Origin of the sequence: Noviherbaspirillum humi, from assembly GCF_900188095.1 — a bacterium.
In the GTDB taxonomy this organism is placed as follows: Bacteria; Pseudomonadota; Gammaproteobacteria; order Burkholderiales; family Burkholderiaceae_D; genus Noviherbaspirillum; species Noviherbaspirillum humi.
This window is the reverse complement of record NZ_FZOT01000004.1, coordinates 81704-99261: the sequence shown is the minus strand read 5'-3', so window position 1 is coordinate 99261 and position 17558 is coordinate 81704. Positions and strand designations below refer to the sequence as shown.

Sequence of the window (17558 nt, the reverse complement as noted above, 5' to 3'; positions counted from 1 at the left end):
CGCACCAGCCAGGCACCCGTCATCACTTGTTCAAGCCGCGCAGGCCGCTTCGCGGATCAGGCTGCGATCTTTTCGATCAAGCCCATTTCGGCGCTGGACATCAGCTTGTCGATGTCGACCAGGATCAGCATGCGCTGGTCCACCGTGCCGAGGCCGATCAGGTAGTCGGTGTTCAAGGCGGTGCCCATCTCCGGCGCCGGCTTGATTTGCTCGGGCGACAGGGTGATGACGTCGGACACGCTATCGACCACCATGCCGACCACGCGGCCGCCGATGTTGAGGATGATGACGACGGTGAACTGGTCGTAGGTCGGCTCGCCCAGGTTGAACTTGATGCGCATGTCGACGATCGGCACGATGATGCCGCGAAGGTTGACCACGCCCTTGATGAATTCGGGCGCGTTGGCGATGCGGGTAACGGTCTCGTAGCCGCGGATCTCCTGCACTTTCAGGATGTCGATGCCGTATTCTTCCTTGCCGAGGGTGAAGGCGAGGAACTCCTGTCCGGCGATGTCGCGGTCGGCCTTTTCGCCAGCCTGGGTGTTGTTCTGTGCTATGTGCATCATGGCGTTGGTCCTTATCAGGAAAAATCAGGAGAGGATGGATTCGTCATTCAATTGGCGGCTGGAACGAAGCAGTGCTGCCACGTCGATGATCAGGGAGACGCCGCCGTCTCCCAGAATGGTCGCCCCGGAAATGCCGGCGACCTTGCGGTAATTCGATTCTAGGTTCTTGACGACGACCTGCTGCTGTCCGACCAGGTCGTCCACGAACAGGGCAGCCTTGCGGCCTTCCGATTCGAGGATGACGATGATGCCCTCGGCCGGATCGGCGAAGCGCGGTTCGATCGCGAACATCTGGTACAACGGAATCAGCGGCAGGTACTCGCCGCGCACCCGGATCACCTGCCCCTGGCCGCTCACATCCTTGATGTCTTCCGGCCTCGGCTGCAGGGACTCGGCGACATAGCCGAGGGGAAGAATGTAGATTTCGTCGCCGACCTTGACGGACATGCCGTCGAGAATCGCCAGAGTCAGGGGCAGCGAAATCGAGATCGTGGTGCCATAGCCGCGCACCGAGCGGATGTCGACCACGCCGCCCATGGCGGCGATGTTGCGCTTGACGACGTCCATGCCGACACCGCGGCCGGAAACATCGGTCACCACGTCGGCAGTCGAGAATCCGGGGGCGAAAATCAATTGCCAGACGTCGGCATCGCTCATGCTGTCGGGCGCAGTCAAGCCCTGCTGGCGCGCCTTGGCGAGAATTTTCTCCCGGTTCAGGCCGCCGCCGTCATCGGTGACTTCGATGATGATGTTGCCGCCCTGATGAGCGGCCGACAGCGACAGCTTGCCGATTTCGCTTTTTCCGGCGGCCTTGCGAACCTCCGGCGGCTCGATGCCGTGGTCGATGCTGTTTCGCACCAGGTGAGTCAGCGGATCGACGATGCGCTCGATCAAGCCCTTGTCCAGCTCGGTGGCCGCGCCTTGCGTAACGAACTCGATGCGCTTGCCGAGCTTGGAGGCCAGATCGCGCACCATGCGCGGGAAGCGCGAAAACACATAGTCCATCGGCATCATGCGGATCGACATCACCGATTCCTGCAGATCGCGGGTGTTGCGGGTCAGCTGGCTGACGCTGTTGAGCAGCCGCTCGTGCAGGATCGGATCGAGCGTGCTGGTGCGCTGCTCGATCATGGCCTGGGTGATGACGAGTTCGCCGACGAGGTTGATCAGCTGGTCCACCTTCTCGACGCTGACGCGGATGGAAGAGGATTCATGATTCAACGCCTGCTTGTCGGCGTTGCGGCGGGCGGGCGTCTGTCCGCCTGCGGATTCCGCAGCGGCCGTGGCGCCGGCATTGTCCGCAGCCTGCGCTTCGCGCAGCACCGGCGGCTCGAAGGGTTCGAAGAAGCCGTAACCCTGACGCGCTTCCTGTTCGGCGCGGGCGGTATCGGCGTTTTCACGCAGCGTCGACAACGGCTGGAAGAAGCCATAGCCCTGGTTTTGCTCTTCCTTCGCGCTGCTGACCGCCGCGGCAAGATTGTCCGCCGCAGGCGCTTCCTCGGTGATGCGGATGTCCTGCGGATCGAGGATGAAGGAGCAAATCGCCAGAATGTCGTCGGCGCTCTCGTTGGTCATCAGCGTGAAGACCGCATGCCCGTCCGGCAACTCGCTTTGCGAAATATGGCCGAGCAAGCCGAGTTCCGCCGCCAGGGCATCATGATCGCGCGCCGACATCTTCGGCAGCTCGATGCGGAACTGGCGGGCACAGGCGGCATTTACGATCGGCTGGATTTCACGCCCCTGGGTGCCGACATCCAGCGCCGCGGCCGGCGCCGCAGCCGGAATCTGCCCTTCGGACAGCGACTCCAGCAGCATGCGCACATCGACCACCGCTTCCTCATCGACCGGCGTTTGCAGCCGATGGCCGTCGAGCTGCATCTTGAGCACGTCCTTGGCCTGCAGGAAGGCATCGACATGATCGTTGGTCAGCGCCATCTCGCCCTTGCGGATGCGGTCGAGCAGCGACTCCAGAACATGGGTGACTTCGGTGAGGTCGGTCAGGCCGAAGGTGCCGGCACCGCCCTTGATCGAGTGGGCGGCGCGGAAGATGGCATTCAATTCTTCGGAATCCGGCGCGGCGATGTCGATCGCCAGCAGCAGCTTTTCCATTTCCGCCAGCAGTTCCTCGGTCTCGTCAAAGAAGACCTGGTAAAACTGGCTCATGTCGATGGTCATCGTGGTACTCCGTTTACTCTCTGGCGCCGTTCGCGGGAAAGCGGACGGCTCGCCGTCTGCTAGCCAATGACTTTCTTGACCACTTCGGTCAGGCGCTGCGGGTCGAAAGGCTTGACCAGCCAGCCGTTGGCGCCGGCCGCCCGGCCCTTGGCCTTCATGTCATCGCCGGATTCGGTAGTCAGCATGAGGATGGGAACGCGCTGATACGTCGACAGATTGCGCAGCGATCGGATCAGCGACAGGCCATCCATGCGCGGCATGTTCTGGTCGGTCAGCACCAGGTCGAACACCTGGGCCTTGGCCTTGTCCAGGCCATCCTGCCCGTCGACGGCTTCGACGACGTTGTAGCCCGCCGCGCGCAAACTGAAGCCCACCATCTGCCGCAACGAACCCGAATCATCGACTGCAAGAATTGTTTTTGCCATTTGCTACTCCGTTTTCTTCATCCCGGGCCGAGGCCCGCGTTCAACATGTCTTCTGCTGGTGCGTCGAACCGCTAGAACAGTTCGACGTCACCGCTTTCAAGGTGGGTCTGCCGCACCGATTTCAGCAGCATGCCGTCCAGTCTGGCGCTTTGCGATTCCAGCGCCAGGTTCATTTCATGCAGCCGGGCCGAGATCGGTTCGGCTCGCTCCTCCTGCGCCAGCGCGGCGCTGCCGGCGCCGGCACTGTCGAGCAATCCGGCAATGCCATCGACGCGCTGCACCGCCCGGGCAATCAGCTGGCTGGTCATGTCCTGGAACTGCATCGCGGTGACGGCGGCGCCGACTTCCCGGGCAACGTCAGCCTTCAGCGCAGCCAGCCGGCTCGCCAGTTGCGGCGCGAGAGCGGCGTCCGCCGCGAGTGCCTCGATGATTTCCTGCTGCGCGGCGACGGCATCGTGGATGGCCTGAAAGCTGTGCCCAAGCTTCTCGATGGCTTCGCTGATGAGAACATCGGCCTGCACCAGATCATTGCGCACTTCGCCGAGATGCTGGGTGCCATGGTCCGACAGGTTCGACAGCAGGTGCGAGACCTCCGGCCCCAGGACGGTTTTCTTTGTCATCGGACTACCCATCGGTCGAAGTCTGCTTCCATGGCGATCTCCTTGAAGCACTTCATTTGCCGGGCGCCGGCTGGGGCGCGGCGGACGGCGGCGTCATCGACTTCAGCTCGCTGCGCGCCTGCTCTTCGTTGGATACCTGCACCGTGCCGCCTTCCTTGGAAGCGGATTCTTCGGCGCGCTTGTTCATCACCACGATGCTGATGCGGCGGTTCACCGGGCTGAGCGGATCGTTCTTGTCGAACAGCTGCGCAGATGACAGCCCGACCACCCGCAGCACCTTGCTCTCGTCCATCCCGCCCGCCACAAGGGCGCGCCGCGAGGCATTCGCGCGGTCGGCCGACAGCTCCCAGTTGCTGTAACCCTTTTCGCCGCTGGCGTAGGGCGTGGCATCGGTATGCCCGGCAAGGCTGATCTTGTTCGGCATGTCGTTCAGGGCGTGACCGATTTCGTACAGGATATCCTTGGTGTAGGGTTGCAGCTCCGCCTTCGCGAGTGCAAACATCGGCCGGTTCTGCTCGTCCACGATCTGGATGCGCAAGCCTTCGCTCGTGATATCGATCAGCAGCTGATTGCGGAACTGCTTGAGGCCTGGGCGCGAGTTGATCGCCTCCTCGATCTTCGCCTTGAGCGTGCGCAGGCGCGTGGCTTCGATCTTTTCCAGCTCTTGCTGAAGGGTGTCGATGTTCGCCGCCTTCAGGTTGTAGGACTTGCGCTGCGCCGGATCGTCGCCCTTCTTGGTCTGGCCCTCGCGCCGTGTAAGGTCGCGTCCGCCCCCTTGCAGCACACTGGAGCTGTCGCCGCTGCCCGATCCGCCGGACATCGCCACCTTCAGCGGCGTCTTGAAGAATTCGGCGATGCCTTGCAGGTCGCCTTTCGCCGTCGAGCCCAGCAGCCACATCAGCAGGAAGAAGGCCATCATCGCCGTCACGAAGTCGGCATAGGCGATCTTCCAGGCGCCGCCGTGGTGGCCCCCGCCGCCTTTCTTGATGCGCTTCACGATGATCGGGCGCAGTCCCTCGTCAGCCATGTCTTTTCCGTTTCATCTTCGGCCAACCCGCCTTACTTGGCTTTCGCCTGCTTGATGTGCTCTTCGAGCTCGCTGAAGGAAGGACGCTCGGTGGAGAACAGCACCTTGCGGCCGAACTCGACGGCCAGCGCCGGCGCATAGCCGTTCAGGCTGGCCAGCAGCGTCACTTTCACGCACTGGAACATCTTGGACGATTCATGCAGCTTCTGCTCGAGCAGGCTGGAAAGCGGGCCGACGAAGCCGTAGGCCAGCAGAATGCCTAGGAAGGTGCCGACCAGCGCATGGGCGATCAGCATGCCGAGTTCCGACGGCGGCAAGCCGACCGACTCCATCGTATGCACCACGCCCATCACCGCCGCCACGATGCCGAATGCCGGCAGGCCGTCGCCGAGCTTGGCGATGCAGTGCACCGGCACCTCCGCTTCCGCGTGGTGGGTGTCGATCTCGTTGTCCATCAGGTTTTCGATCTGGAACGCATCCATGTTCCCCGAGACCATCAGGCGCAGGTAGTCCGTCATGAATTCGATCACGTGGTGGTCGCCGAGAATATTCGGGTATTTGCTGAAGATCGGGCTGTCTTCCGGCTTTTCGATGTCGCCTTCGATCGACATCAAGCCTTCCTTGCGCACCTTGCTCAACAATTCGAACAGGAGCGACATCAATTCCATGTACAGCGCCTTGGTGTACTTCGAACCCTTGAACAGGGTCGGAAAGGCCTTCATGGTGGCCTTGATCGCCTTGCCGTTGTTACCGACGAAGAAAGCGCCGAAGGCGGCGCCGCCGATCATGAGCAGCTCGAGCGGCTGGAACAGCGCGGCCAGATGGCCGCCCGCCATCACGAAGCCGCCGAAGACGGAGCCGACGACAATGATATAACCGACAATAACTAGCAAGGTTTCGTACTCCGCACAAAATATTTACTGCAGGCAAGTTCGGTCATTGTGCCAATTCGCCTCAAAGACCACAACCAGAATGTGTGTTATCCGCATCGGCCCGGCGCGGGTTGTTGCCGCAAACCGGCGCCGCCGGGTTCGCATTGATTACGACCTTCGCCGGCCAAACTTTAACCGTCCGTTCCGGCGAACCTGTGGAACGGACGATTCTCATTCGGCTTCATTGCCAGGCTGGCCACCTTCTTGATTTCTTCTATATATAGAGTCGCAACGCGCAGCGCATGCCATATTCATGGCGACCGGCGTCTACATGCGCCAGCCGTGAAGCTTCGGGCCATCGGCAGTGGGAGAAACGACGATATCCGGCGCCACGCCGGGAATCTCGAATTCATAACTGAGCAGCAGTGCGCCGGCACGCATTTCCCGTCGCGCCTTGCGCCATAGCGCCGGCATGGCCGCAGGCGAGAGATAGGCAAACACCACGTCATAGCTTGCCAGGTCGAGCCGGTTGTAATCGCCACGCAGAAATTCGGGTGCGGCCGTCCGCGCTTGCGCCTGGAGCCAGCTCACCAGCCAGGGCAAGGGCGCCAGTTCGATGCCGTGGATGCGCGCATCCGGGCGCATGCGCGCCAAGTGCAGCGAGAGGCCGCCGAAACCGCTGCCGATGTCAATGAAGCGCGGCGCGCCATCGGCCGGCATCAGATCGCATACGGCGCGCCAGACCGGCATGCGCGACGGGAAGTAAGGCACCTGGGTGCGGAAGGTGTTCCAGTAGAGCGCGGTCAGCGCGAGGAATGCAGCGAGAAACAGCCATGCCGGGAGATGCAGCGCAAGTGTGGCAAGCAGCGCGGGCGGAAACAGTAAATGGATGAGCAGCCACCAGGATGCCATGCGCGCCCAGCGGGCCAGCAGCGCCGAGACTACCCCCTGCGCGAGCACTGCGGCGCCGATGGTGAACGGAGCGGCAAACAGCGTGGTGAAGAGGGAAGCGGCGGTGAGGACGAGCGCAAGTGACAGGCACTGGATCAGCAGCGCGGTCAGCGCCGGCATGCGTGCGAGCAGGCGCCGTGGAGGCTGTTCGACGGCGCTGCGCATTGCGGAAAGCGTGCGGCTGACCTCAGGCAGCAGCCTGGGCGGCCTCTTCCTTGGCTTTCTTGGTCTTGCCGGCACGCGAGGGCATGTGGCACAGGCCGCAGACGAAGCCCTGATTGAGGTCGAGCTTGTGCACCACGAAATCGCCGCCGCATTTCTTGCAGCAAGCGGTCGTGAGCATCTTGCTTTCGAAGAAGCGGACCAGCGTCCAGGCGCGGGTCAGGGACAGCACCGGCTCGCCGCTCGGATCCGGATCGACCTGCTCCAGATAGAGCTTGTAAGCCTTCATCACCGCTTCGATGCCGCTCACATGGGCATGGCTGACGAGGTAGCGGTAGATATTGATGAACAGCGATGAATGAATGTTCGGTTGCCAGGTAATGAACCAGTCGGTCGAGAACGGCAGCATGCCCTTGGGCGGGGAGACACCCTTGAGTTCCTTGTACAGCTTCAGCAGGCGTTCGCGCGAGAGGGAAGTTTCGGTCTCAAGCAGCTGCAGGCGCGCGCCCAGGTTGATGAGCTCGATGGCGAGCTGGATTTCCTGGGATTCGGTGACTACGCTTTTCTTGGTCATGATGGCCTCGTGCAAACTATCTGGAAGTGCTTGACTGGGTTTCGACTGCTGGAGGAATTTCCTGGGCCGGAACTTACGCGATTTCTTCGACCGGCTGGCAAGCCATCAGGATCGCGGCGTGGGAATGCGCCAGGTCGCGGTCCTTGTTGTAGTTGGTCAGCATGCCGAGGATGGCGCCGTCATCGAATCGAAATCGGGCCAGCATCATGTTGGTGCCTGCCAGCTTCAGGATCTGGCTGTTGCTCATCCCTTCGATCATGTCAGCGATTTCGCTGCTGATCCCGAGGCGGAAGATGGCGGTGGTCTTGTCGGCGCGGATCATCTGCTGGGCCAGCATCAGGTAGCTGAGGTTGGCATCGCGGATCTCGGCCATCATGTCGTTCACGTTCATTTTTCACTCCCCTTTGTTGAGACAGATCAGAATGCATTGCTGTTGGAATGCATTCTGCTCGGGGGGCAAAAATGTCGGAATAGGGGGACGTCGGTATTTTTAGACGGAAGCACGGATAGGCCGCCTGTAGGCGTTTGTCTTACAAACGCCAGGCAGCATCATGCGAACGCATCATCAAGTGCGCTGGAAGTGGCTTGTAGCCTAGGTTTTGGGTTGGTCGGCATTTGCACCGTCCTTGCCTTTTCGCTCATCGCTACGGCGAAAAAGCACGTAAAGATTTGAAAAAATTTGTTGCACCTTCACGTCAAATTTCGGTCTTCAGAATCTTTAACGGCAGGATTTCGTCGGACTTTAGGGTTTCACAAAAAAATTTTTAAACTTTTTTATCTGCCCATCCGCCCCGCCCTGGTTCATTTACGACAGCGCGTCGCCGAACTTTAGGGTCGGCCTGAAAAATTTTTAAAATTTTTAGCCTTTGGATGAGCAATGATGTCAATCAGACAATAGGTCGGGGTGAAACACAGATACTGAAGCACTTTGCATGGACGTCATTGTCGCCGTGGCCAGCCTTTTTCGATTCAAAAAACAGAATTTGTTACGCCTGTCACTTTTGCGGACCGACTCCTGGGACTTTGCGCCTGCATGTCCTGGATGAAGACAGGCGGCGGCACAGAGCTCTCCCTGGTTCGCCAAGCGCTTTCCATGGTGCGAACGTCGCCCGCGAGGTGCAAAAACCCTCACCATCGGCTCCAATTTTTCTTCATAATGCATGCCTCGCGAGCAATACGCCGCGCCCCGATTGCAAGATTACGCCTCACCCTCCGTTCGATTTTCAGCTGATGAATCACGCCCTGTCCGAAGAGCGGCCTCGCCCCAAGTCGCCGACCGACATCTTCCTTTCGTTCACCTTTCTGGCGCTTCAGGGCTTCGGCGGCGTCCTGGCCGTGGTCCAGCATGAGCTGGTCGACCGCAAACGCTGGCTGACCCGCGAAGAATTCGTCGAAGACTGGGCAGTGGCCCAGATCATGCCGGGACCGAACGTGGTCAATATGGCGCTGATGATCGGCGACCGCCATTTCGGCCTGCGCGGCGCGGTGGCGGCTGTAATCGGCATGCTGGCCGTCCCGCTGGTGCTGATCCTGCTGCTGGCGCTGTTCTATGCCCACTTCGCGGACAATCCGGCGGTGGCCGGCGCGCTCCGGGGCATGGGCGCCGTTGCTGCAGGTCTGGTGGCGGGCACCGGACTGAAGCTGACTTCGGCGCTGAGCAAGCATCCCCTCAAGCTTCCGCTTTGCCTGGCGCTGGCGTCGGCGGTCTTCATCATGGTGGCGCTGCTGCGTCTGCCGCTGATCTACTCCCTGTTCGGCCTGGGGCTCGTCTCCTGCTTCCTCACCTACCGGAAGTTGAAGCCATGAGCGCCGCGCCCTCCCTCATCCTGCACTGGACTGACTGGCTGGCGCTGTTTGGCCAGTACATGATCCTGTCGCTGCTTTCCGTGGGCGGCGGCATCACCACCGTCTCCGAGATGCACCGCTATCTGGTGGACCAGCACGGCTGGCTGAGCGATGCGCAGTTCAATGCATCCATCGCGCTGGCGCAGGCGGCGCCCGGTCCGAACATCCTGTTCGTCGCGCTGATGGGCTGGAACGTCGGCATGAATGCCGGCAGCATGCTGCTCGGTGCACTGGGCGTGGCGACGACGATGTTCGGCATTCTCCTGCCGAGCACCATCCTCACCTACTTGGCCGCACGCTGGGGCCATAACAACCGAGACCTGCGGTGGGTGCGAGCCTTCAAGCAGGGCATGGCGCCGATCGTGGTCGGCCTGATGATCGCCACCGGGTGGATTCTTACCAGCGCCCATCCGAATATGGCGCATGATTGGCCTCTCTGGCTGCTGACGATCGTCACCGCGCTGATCATCTGGCGCATCAAGGTGCACATCCTGTGGCTGCTCGCCATCGGCGCCCTGCTCGGCATCTTCGGCATCGTCTAAGTTCCGATCGAGGGCAGTGCGGCTTCGCAGCCCCGACGCGCCGCGCGGGCAACCATGCTTGCCTGGCGCCGGCCATACCAGGATAATCCGGGCGTTGCATGGCGTGAAGGCCGCCGCGGCCGCGCTGCAGCCGGTGGTGAAGACCGGACCGCTGCCTGCCTCCTTTTGCCTGTCCGACTAACTTTTTTGGGAAGATAAGACGTGGAATTTCCGATCAACCTGGCCGCCGAGGTGGAGCACAATGTTCTTGCCGCCCTGGCCGAAGACATCGGCAGCGGCGACCTGACCGCCCTGCTCACCCCCGCCAACAAGCCGGCCCGCGCCACCGTCATTGCCCGCGAAGAAGGCATCCTGTGCGGCACAGCTTGGTTCGACGCCTGCTTCCGCCGCCTGGACCCATCCAGCCGCATTCGCTGGAACACCACCGACAGCCAGCGCTTCCAGGCCAATCAGGTGCTGTGCGAGATCGAGTCCGATTCCCGCGCCATGCTCACCGCCGAGCGCTCCGCCCTCAACTTCCTCCAGCTGTTGTCGAGCACCGCCAGCGCGACCCGGCGCTATGTCGATGCAGTCGCAGGCACCCGCGCCCAGATTGTCGATACCCGCAAGACCCTGCCCAGCCTGCGCCTGGCGCAGAAGTACGCGGTGCGCTGCGGCGGAGGCGGCAATCATCGCATCGGCCTGTATGACGGCATCCTGATCAAGGAAAACCATATCCTCGCCGCCGGCAGCATCGCCGCTGCCATGGAGCGGGCACGCGCCATCGCTCGCGAGGATGTGTTCATCCAGCTGGAGGTGGAAAACCTGGACGAATTGCAGCAGGGCCTCGACGCGGGCGCCACCATGATCCTGCTCGACAACATGACGCTCGACCAGATGCGTGACGCGGTGCGGTTGACCAATGGCCGCGCCAAGCTGGAAGCGTCCGGCGGCGTCCGGCTGGATACCGTCAGGGGCATCGCCGAGACCGGCGTCGATCGCATCTCGGTCGGTTCGCTCACCAAAGATACCCGGGCGATCGACCTGTCCATGCGCCATACCGGCTGAACGGGCATCGGCCGCCAAAGAAAACGGCTCGCCGCGGCGAGCCGTTTTCAATTCATCCAGCGTTTCTCAAGTCGGATCGGCGCTCAGTTGCCGCCATCTTCATTCTTCACGATGCCGCGCCGCAGAACCACCGGCGTGCCGCCGGTACGCTTCTTCACCATCCACTGCGCCAGCGAAGCATCCATGTAGTCCGCGTGGCCAGGGAACCAGCGCATCAGTTCCGCCGTGAGCCGGCGGCCAGCCTCGGGGTTGCCGCCCTTCGCGAGATGCTCCTTGACTTCGTACAGCGATTTCAGCACTGCATTGTGCTCGTCGATATGGCAGTCGGTGGCAGGAAAGCCGGTACTGCGCATCCAGTCGGCCTCCTCGGAAAAATGTCGCTCGGCATGCTCGATGAAAGCATCCAGCGCCGCAGCGAAGCCGTCATCGCTCGCTGACTGCATGGCGAGTACGGTTTCAACGAATTCCCTGTGGGTGTCGTCCATGGGGCCGTAGCCGAGAAGCAAGGCATCGGACCAGACGAATTCCTGTTCAGTAGCGGTAGACATCGTATTGTTCAATGATGAGAAGCGGCTTTGCGGAAATGCTCAGCGTGCTGATAAATTCGTCCCTCATGCTAGCAGACTTGCGGCACCATGCCTACTGCATTCGGCCTCGGAGGCCATGCAGTCAGACACGATGCTCGGCATACCAGGAACACAGCACCCATGCCAGCAGAATCCAGATCACGATGATCAGCAGCGCGCCCCATCTGCTGCGAGGCTTTTTCCCTTCGCGCTGCATCCAGGCATCGCCCTCGGCGCGGCATTCTTGCAGCACGTCGTCCGGAACCAGACGCACCGCCAGCCAGATCAGCATGGGAAGGAGAATCGCGTCATCGACATAGCCAAGCACCGGAATGAAGTCGGGTATGAGGTCGATCGGACTCAGTGCATAAGCCACAACGAAGATCGACAGTGCCTTGGCCGCCCACGGCGTACGCGGATGCCGGCAGGCAAACCAGAGAGTCACGCCATCGCGCTTGATGCGGCGGGCCCAGGCGCTGATGGTTTCGGTGAGTTTCATGGGTTCCGGTGCTGTGTCAGAAGGCCGTGATATTGCCACAGGCGCCTCAGGCCTACACGGTTTCCGCGGACGCGATCAGCGCCTTGGAGCGCCACGCTGCGTCGCGCATTTCCGGGAAACCCTCTTCCGCGACAAATCGCCTCCGCACTGCGACAATACGCACTTTCATGCTTCGGCGAGCGTCAGCAACGCCGCATGCCACATCCAACCTACCCCCGAAAGGAAAGACGATGAACATGAGACAGCGCAAGCGCGCCCTCTACGTCCGCAATTATCACGAACTGCTGGTCGCAGAGATCCTTGCCGAACTCGAAGATGCCGCGAACCTCCTGCTGGAGTCTCTGGATGAAGAAGGACAAACCGCTGATCAACGCTCGGCGGCTGAACGCAAAGGCGCTCAACAACAATAAGGCCCCGTGGAGAAGGCGACTATCCTGTTCGCGGAGATATGCCTCAACAAGCCATGCCTGATGCGTCATAGACCGAACTGGCCAATAACGGACTGGCTTCACCAGCGGTTGCGTCGTCTTGGTTTTGCAAATTTATCAACATAATTTATGACGTCGATTTGCAATTTTCCACCGCCTTGGCACGATACTTCCTCTCCCATTTATTGCTTGCAGCAGTTGCCGCCTTCTCTGCCAACCTTCACGCCGCCAACCCAAGCAATGACGACCTGATGGATTGCGCGGTCCTCACCGGCGCCAAGCATCAGGCAAGATACCGGAAGGCGCTCAACGCAAACGTACGGTTACAGAATTTAGCGCGCTCTACCAACTACCGAAAGCAGGCCTTCCCGCAGGCGAAGCAGGCGGGAAGGCGTCTTGCTAATATAGAAATACGGCTTCTGTACCGTACCAAAGTAGCGGAGAAAACGCTCGATGGGTTCGATCATTGAGCCTTCGAAATCGAACTGATTTGCCACTTGGGCCGCATCCCGAAGCGCATGCCAGAAGCATAGGCTCAGTGCGCCGCTATGGCGCAGTGCCGGATCCGATCCGTTCATCAATCCGTACGCACTGTTTTCGTCCCACACGAAATAGCAGCCGGCATGGTGCCTGCCCTCCGGATCGACGGCAATGTAATAGCGGCGACAGCCACGTTTGGCACAGGCGGCATCCAGGCTGCGCACGTAGGCGTCCGAATACGGAACCGTCAATCCCTGGCGTTGGAAAGTCATGCGGTTGAGTGCAAGGAAATCATCCAGAGGCAGATCGTCTCGGATAGTCACGCGATAGCGTTCAGAGGCCGTTTTGCAGTGCTTGTGCACATTCTTTTGCAGATTAACCCACAGCTTGTCCGGCTGCCGGAGATCGGTTACCAGGGTGTACCGGGTCGTCTGCCGGAAGCCGTTCCAGTAGAACGGCAACCAGTTCGTATGGCGGTAATGCCAGTTCTGGCTAAAGGCATCGAAGGCGGGAAGCTGGTCGATCAGGGATTGCATCAAGTGATTTTCCTGCGCCACGCGCTCGGCCGGGCTAAGACTTGCGTCAGGTGGTTGTAGCCAAGGACCGAGTGTCGGCGTCAGGGGAGGCTGGGTGAGTACGGTCATGCCGAAGCGGCGACGTATCATGTAGGGCATGGCCGCCAGAATGCGGTTGCCCTTCTTCACCAAGACAACATCCCAGTTTCCGCTGCCTGCGGTCGCATCCAGCCACCAGTCGCGACAGAAAATCGGTATCGACGGTTCGGTGAGCCATAGATCCCGGTATGACTCCTTTGCACTGCTCATTTCGTCACGTTGCTGGTGTTCGTCTGTCGATGCATGCTGAACATTGGAATCGTCGTCCTGAAAGCAATACGCCATTTCGTATCCTTATTAAGCCCATGCTTCTTTCATCAGATAAGCATCCCGCGCTGCAATAAAGACCTTGGTGAAACGAAAAGCAAACAGACAAATTTATTATCCGTTTTCCAAAGGTCTTGCAGGACGACTAGTGGATACCAGCGGTATGGCGCCAGATCGCTGATACCAAAAATTTCACTGCACTCTTTAAGGATAGAAAACAGAACAACTGAGAAGAAATAAGGAATTTCGATGATTACTCTGAACTGAAGAGATAAATTAAGAATTTCTGAACATTGCCATGGGTTCCAATCTGAATCGGAACGGTCGTTGACTAACGGTTTTCAGCAATAAACGAAACGCTAGACGTAATCGCTTATTTCCACCACTTTTCTGCAATCCCACCTCCGGCAAGGACAGGTTCTTTTCACCTCACCTTTACCTCGCCTTTAGTTTTGCTTATCCAAATTTCTACGAACCGGATCCAAATCCAGGGATAAATATTTTTTTTAGGAACTATTTCACTGGATCAATCCTCACAGGAGAGTTCATTCAAGGCACGCGAATTGCCGTTTCTCCAATGAGGTTTCATGTTCCATTCCAGATCGCTCCATTCCTTTTCAATCACGGCACTTTCATGCGCCTGCGCCGCCGTACTACTCACTGCTTGCGGTGGCGGTGGCAGTGGTGCACAGGATCAGCAGGCGGCAAGTAGCAGCATCGGCACGCCGGCGGCGACATCTGACACGTCGTCGAATGCAATAAGCACAGCCGACGAGAATTCAACGCAAACACCGACTTCGACGGGCGCCGCGTCTCCTGCCACGCCGACGGGCTCCGAGGCCGGTGCCAGCCCCGCAATCTCAATCCCGGCAAGCCAGCCAGCAACGCAAAGCACATTTACCGCGGCGAATCATCTGTATGTCGCCGTAACAGGTTCGGACTCTAATCCCGGCACGCAGGCCTCGCCTTTCAAGACGATTGCAAAAGCAGCGAGCGTTGCCAAACCGGATACCGTGGTGCATGTTGCCGCCGGTACCTATGCCGGCGGGTTGTCAACAAGCGCCAGCGGCACGGCGAACGGCCGCATTTATTATGTATCGGATGTCCGGTGGGGCGCGAAGATCGTGCCGGCCGGGAATTCAAGCGTGGCTTGGAGCGATAGCGGAAGCTACACGACCATCAGCGGTTTCGATATTGACGGGCAGGATGGTGCAACCTGGCGTATCGGCATCAGCATGCACGGATCAAACTCGGTCGTGCAGAACAACCATATCCATAACATCTACACCTCGGGTTCGTGCGACAGCAATGGCGGCGCAGGCATCGTTGCCGATGGCTATGAATCCCAGCACCATCATGAGATCCTTGCCAACACCGTTGATCATGTCGGCTTTTCAGGGTGCGGCACCATCAGTGGCATTTATCCGCAAAGCGCTTATGTGCAGGTGAAGAACAACCTCGTGTACAACATAGGTTCTGACGGCATCGTGTTCTATCACGACGCGACCAATGCTGATGTAATCAATAACACGGTCTTCAATTGCTCGCGTGGCATCATCATGAGCGCCAATGGCATGTACCATTTAACGAGCGTGCCGGACTACTTCAACGTGCAAAACAATATCGTGTTCGACAATCGCGGCACCGGTATTGGCGAAGGATCCGGGCCCATGGGCATCGGCTCGCACAACACCTACTACAACAACCTGGTGTACGGCAATGCAGGCGGCGACCTTTCTTTATCGTCCGGCAGCTCAAGCCGCACGGCAGGCACGATTACAGCGGATCCGCAGTTCGTGAATTATGTGCGTACCGGCGGCGGCGACTACCGATTGAAATCCACATCGCCGGCGATCGACAAGGGCAATACGACCTATGCGCCGACAATGGATGCCAACGGTGTGGCGCGTCCGCAGGGTGGCAGTATCGACCTGGGAGCGTACGAGTTTAAATCGTAGGCGAGCCGAGTCCCGGCGGCGACACCTCTCGAAACGGTTAAACACCGCCGGTCGTTCTTTTCAATAGCGTATTCCCATCCATGCATCCGACCGCGTGCTGCGTCGGATGCACTTCGTCTTTTCATCCTCAGGTTTTCTTCCGGCACATTGGACTGCAGGAAGGTGCGATCAATATCGGTGCCTTCGGATTCCTGCGATACTTTGCGCGAAGCAGAGCTTGCATGCGGCTTGGAATCCGCTATCGCAGGCCCTACAACACGCGGCACACGTATGCGACGGTGGGGCTGATGTCGGGCGCCAATCCGGCCTAGTGGCCAGACAGCTCGGTCACAACTTGGACCTGTTCTACAACCACTATGCGGCGTGGATCAGCGGCGAGGCGAATGCCAGAGAGATGGAGAAGATCGAGCAGCAGATTGGCGCAACTGACCCTGGACAACCCCTGAAACAAAAAAAGCACCCGTAGGTGCTTAATCTGCAATGCGATTACTGGCGGAGACGGAGGGATTCGAACCCTCGATACAGGTTTAAGCCCATATGCTTCCTTAGCAGGGAAGTGCCTTCGACCTCTCGGCCACGTCTCCAAGCAGAGCATGCTTCTCAGCACGTCCTACTGAAGCCACGCATGATAGCCGCTCGCGTGGCATCGGTCAATGACACTTTCGTCAATGACCGGTTTTGATCAAGCTTTTTCCAGGTCGAAGGCCTTGTGCAGCGCGCGCACGGCCAGTTCCATGTACTTTTCGTCGATGAGGACGGAAATCTTGATTTCGGAGGTGGAGATCATTTGAATGTTAATGCCCTCTTCCGACAGCGTGCGGAACATCTGGGAAGCGATGCCGACGTGGCTGCGCATGCCGACGCCGACCACGGAGACCTTTGACACCTTGGTGTCGCCGACGATGCTGGCCGCGCCGATGTGCGCCTTGACGCTTTCGTTGAGCACATCCATCGCTTTGGCGTATTCGCCGCGCGCGACGGTGAAGGTGAAGTCGGTCTTGCCTTCGACCGACTGGTTCTGGATGATCATGTCGACTTCGACGTTGGCATCGGCGATCGGGCCCAGGATCTGGAAGGCGATGCCCGGCTTGTCCGGCACGCCGAGGACGGTGATCTTGGCTTCGTCGCGGTTGAACGCGATACCCGAAATGACGGCTTGTTCCATGTGTGTGTCTTCCTCAAACGAAATCAGGGTGCCGGAATTGGCTTCCTCTTCCAGCGGCATCAGCGGATCGGTCAGCGACGACAGGACCCGGGTCGGCACCTTGTAGTTGCCGGCGAACTCGACCGAGCGGATCTGCAGCACCTTGGAGCCGAGCGATGCCATTTCCAGCATCTCCTCGAAGGTGATGGTGTTCAGGCGGCGGGCCTCGGTGACCACGCGCGGGTCGGTGGTATAGACGCCATCGACGTCGGTGTAGATCAGGCACTCGGCCGCCTTCATCGCGGCAGCAACGGCGACGGCAGAGGTGTCCGAACCGCCGCGGCCGAGAGTGGTGATGTTGCCTTTGTCGTCCACGCCCTGGAAGCCGGTGATGATGACGACCTTGCCTTCGTCCAGATCGCGACGCACGCGGGCATCGTCGATCGACTGGATGCGCGCCTTGGTGAAGGCGGAATCGGTCTTGATGGGCACCTGCCAGCCGGCATAGGAAACCGCTTTCTTGCCGAGGGACTGCAGTGCCATTGACAGCAGCGCGACCGATACCTGTTCGCCGGTGGAGGCCAGCATGTCGAGTTCGCGGGGATCCGGCTGCGGCATGATTTCCTTGGCCAGGGCGATCAGGCGATTGGTCTCTCCCGACATTGCCGACGGAACCACGACGATCTGGTGACCGGCGTCATGCCATTTGGCGACGCGCTTTGCGACATTCTTGATGCGCTCGGTGGAACCCATCGACGTGCCGCCGTATTTGTGGACGATTAAAGCCATAAGGATG

Annotated in this window: 19 protein-coding genes and 1 tRNA gene; 6 read left to right on the top strand and 14 right to left on the bottom strand. The window is 59.8% G+C overall.

The window, feature by feature from the left end; all coding sequences use genetic code 11:
- Positions 1-56: 56 nt before the first annotated feature.
- The 9 genes from CHB88_RS08800 to flhD form a co-directional block, all read right to left on the bottom strand.
- Positions 57-566 (bottom strand): chemotaxis protein CheW, encoded by a 510-nt coding sequence (locus CHB88_RS08800; protein ID WP_089398950.1) that lies wholly within the window; start codon positions 564-566, stop codon positions 57-59.
- Between the two features lie 24 nt (positions 567-590).
- Positions 591-2741 carry a chemotaxis protein CheA gene (gene cheA, locus CHB88_RS08795; protein WP_089398949.1) on the bottom strand — a complete coding sequence of 717 codons (2151 nt, stop codon included), beginning with the start codon at positions 2739-2741 and terminating at the stop codon, positions 591-593.
- Between the two features lie 59 nt (positions 2742-2800).
- On the bottom strand, positions 2801-3166 hold the full coding sequence (locus CHB88_RS08790; protein ID WP_089398948.1) for a response regulator: 366 nt from the start codon (positions 3164-3166) through the stop codon (positions 2801-2803).
- Between the two features lie 71 nt (positions 3167-3237).
- Positions 3238-3786, bottom strand: coding sequence for a hypothetical protein (locus CHB88_RS08785; protein ID WP_089398947.1), 549 nt, complete (start codon positions 3784-3786; stop codon positions 3238-3240).
- Between the two features lie 52 nt (positions 3787-3838).
- Entirely contained in the window at positions 3839-4813 is a 975-nt protein-coding gene (gene motB / locus CHB88_RS08780; protein ID WP_089398946.1) for a flagellar motor protein MotB, read from the bottom strand.
- A gap of 32 nt (positions 4814-4845) precedes the next feature.
- Positions 4846-5706: a flagellar motor stator protein MotA gene (motA, locus tag CHB88_RS08775; protein WP_089398945.1), complete on the bottom strand. Its 861-nt coding sequence runs from the start codon at positions 5704-5706 to the stop codon at positions 4846-4848.
- Positions 5707-6012: 306 nt separating this feature from the next.
- Complete coding sequence (locus CHB88_RS08770; RefSeq protein ID WP_089398944.1) at positions 6013-6801, bottom strand: SAM-dependent methyltransferase; 789 nt, start codon at positions 6799-6801, stop codon at positions 6013-6015.
- Between the two features lie 22 nt (positions 6802-6823).
- A complete protein-coding gene (gene flhC / locus CHB88_RS08765) occupies positions 6824-7372 on the bottom strand; it encodes a flagellar transcriptional regulator FlhC (RefSeq protein ID WP_089399152.1) in 549 nt (182 codons plus the stop codon).
- A 73-nt stretch (positions 7373-7445) separates the two neighbouring features.
- The gene (gene flhD / locus CHB88_RS08760) at positions 7446-7763 is read right to left on the bottom strand and encodes a flagellar transcriptional regulator FlhD (protein ID WP_089398943.1); all 318 of its coding nucleotides are present in this window, start codon (positions 7761-7763) and stop codon (positions 7446-7448) included.
- 839 nt (positions 7764-8602) lie between these two features.
- Here flhD and CHB88_RS08755 point away from each other — a divergent pair.
- The 3 genes from CHB88_RS08755 (at position 8603) to nadC (ending at position 10806) form a co-directional block, all read left to right on the top strand.
- Positions 8603-9178 (top strand): chromate transporter, encoded by a 576-nt coding sequence (locus CHB88_RS08755; protein WP_089398942.1) that lies wholly within the window; start codon positions 8603-8605, stop codon positions 9176-9178.
- Positions 9175-9759 (top strand): chromate transporter, encoded by a 585-nt coding sequence (locus CHB88_RS08750; RefSeq protein ID WP_089398941.1) that lies wholly within the window; start codon positions 9175-9177, stop codon positions 9757-9759. The genes CHB88_RS08755 and CHB88_RS08750 overlap by 4 nt, the downstream gene beginning before the upstream one ends.
- A gap of 201 nt (positions 9760-9960) precedes the next feature.
- Entirely contained in the window at positions 9961-10806 is an 846-nt protein-coding gene (gene nadC, locus CHB88_RS08745) for a carboxylating nicotinate-nucleotide diphosphorylase (RefSeq protein WP_176442385.1), read from the top strand.
- Positions 10807-10889: 83 nt separating this feature from the next.
- Here nadC and CHB88_RS08740 read toward each other — a convergent pair whose 3' ends face one another.
- Together CHB88_RS08740 and CHB88_RS08735 are read right to left on the bottom strand one after the other, a co-directional pair.
- Entirely contained in the window at positions 10890-11354 is a 465-nt protein-coding gene (locus tag CHB88_RS08740) for a hemerythrin domain-containing protein (RefSeq protein WP_089398940.1), read from the bottom strand.
- Positions 11355-11475: 121 nt separating this feature from the next.
- A complete protein-coding gene (locus CHB88_RS08735; RefSeq protein ID WP_089398939.1) occupies positions 11476-11871 on the bottom strand; it encodes a YkvA family protein in 396 nt (131 codons plus the stop codon).
- Between the two features lie 230 nt (positions 11872-12101).
- Here CHB88_RS08735 and CHB88_RS24365 point away from each other — a divergent pair, with 230 nt between their 5' ends.
- The gene (locus CHB88_RS24365; RefSeq protein WP_143131191.1) at positions 12102-12281 is read left to right on the top strand and encodes a hypothetical protein; all 180 of its coding nucleotides are present in this window, start codon (positions 12102-12104) and stop codon (positions 12279-12281) included.
- Between the two features lie 350 nt (positions 12282-12631).
- Here CHB88_RS24365 and CHB88_RS08725 read toward each other — a convergent pair whose 3' ends face one another.
- Positions 12632-13678: a GNAT family N-acetyltransferase gene (locus tag CHB88_RS08725; protein ID WP_245844853.1), complete on the bottom strand. Its 1047-nt coding sequence runs from the start codon at positions 13676-13678 to the stop codon at positions 12632-12634.
- A 569-nt stretch (positions 13679-14247) separates the two neighbouring features.
- Between CHB88_RS08725 and CHB88_RS08720 the strand changes: the two genes are divergently transcribed.
- Both CHB88_RS08720 and CHB88_RS25835 read left to right on the top strand, forming a co-directional pair.
- Positions 14248-15618 (top strand): choice-of-anchor Q domain-containing protein, encoded by a 1371-nt coding sequence (locus tag CHB88_RS08720; RefSeq protein ID WP_089398937.1) that lies wholly within the window; start codon positions 14248-14250, stop codon positions 15616-15618.
- Between the two features lie 334 nt (positions 15619-15952).
- Positions 15953-16084, top strand: a complete 132-nt coding sequence (locus tag CHB88_RS25835) for a hypothetical protein (RefSeq protein ID WP_281255002.1) — start codon at positions 15953-15955, stop codon at positions 16082-16084.
- Between the two features lie 24 nt (positions 16085-16108).
- Here the strand turns inward: CHB88_RS25835 and CHB88_RS08710 are convergent.
- Positions 16109-16202 (bottom strand) — tRNA-Ser (locus CHB88_RS08710).
- 98 nt (positions 16203-16300) lie between these two features.
- Positions 16301-17551 carry an aspartate kinase gene (locus CHB88_RS08705; protein ID WP_089398935.1) on the bottom strand — a complete coding sequence of 417 codons (1251 nt, stop codon included), beginning with the start codon at positions 17549-17551 and terminating at the stop codon, positions 16301-16303.
- Between the last annotated feature and the right edge of the window lie 7 nt (positions 17552-17558).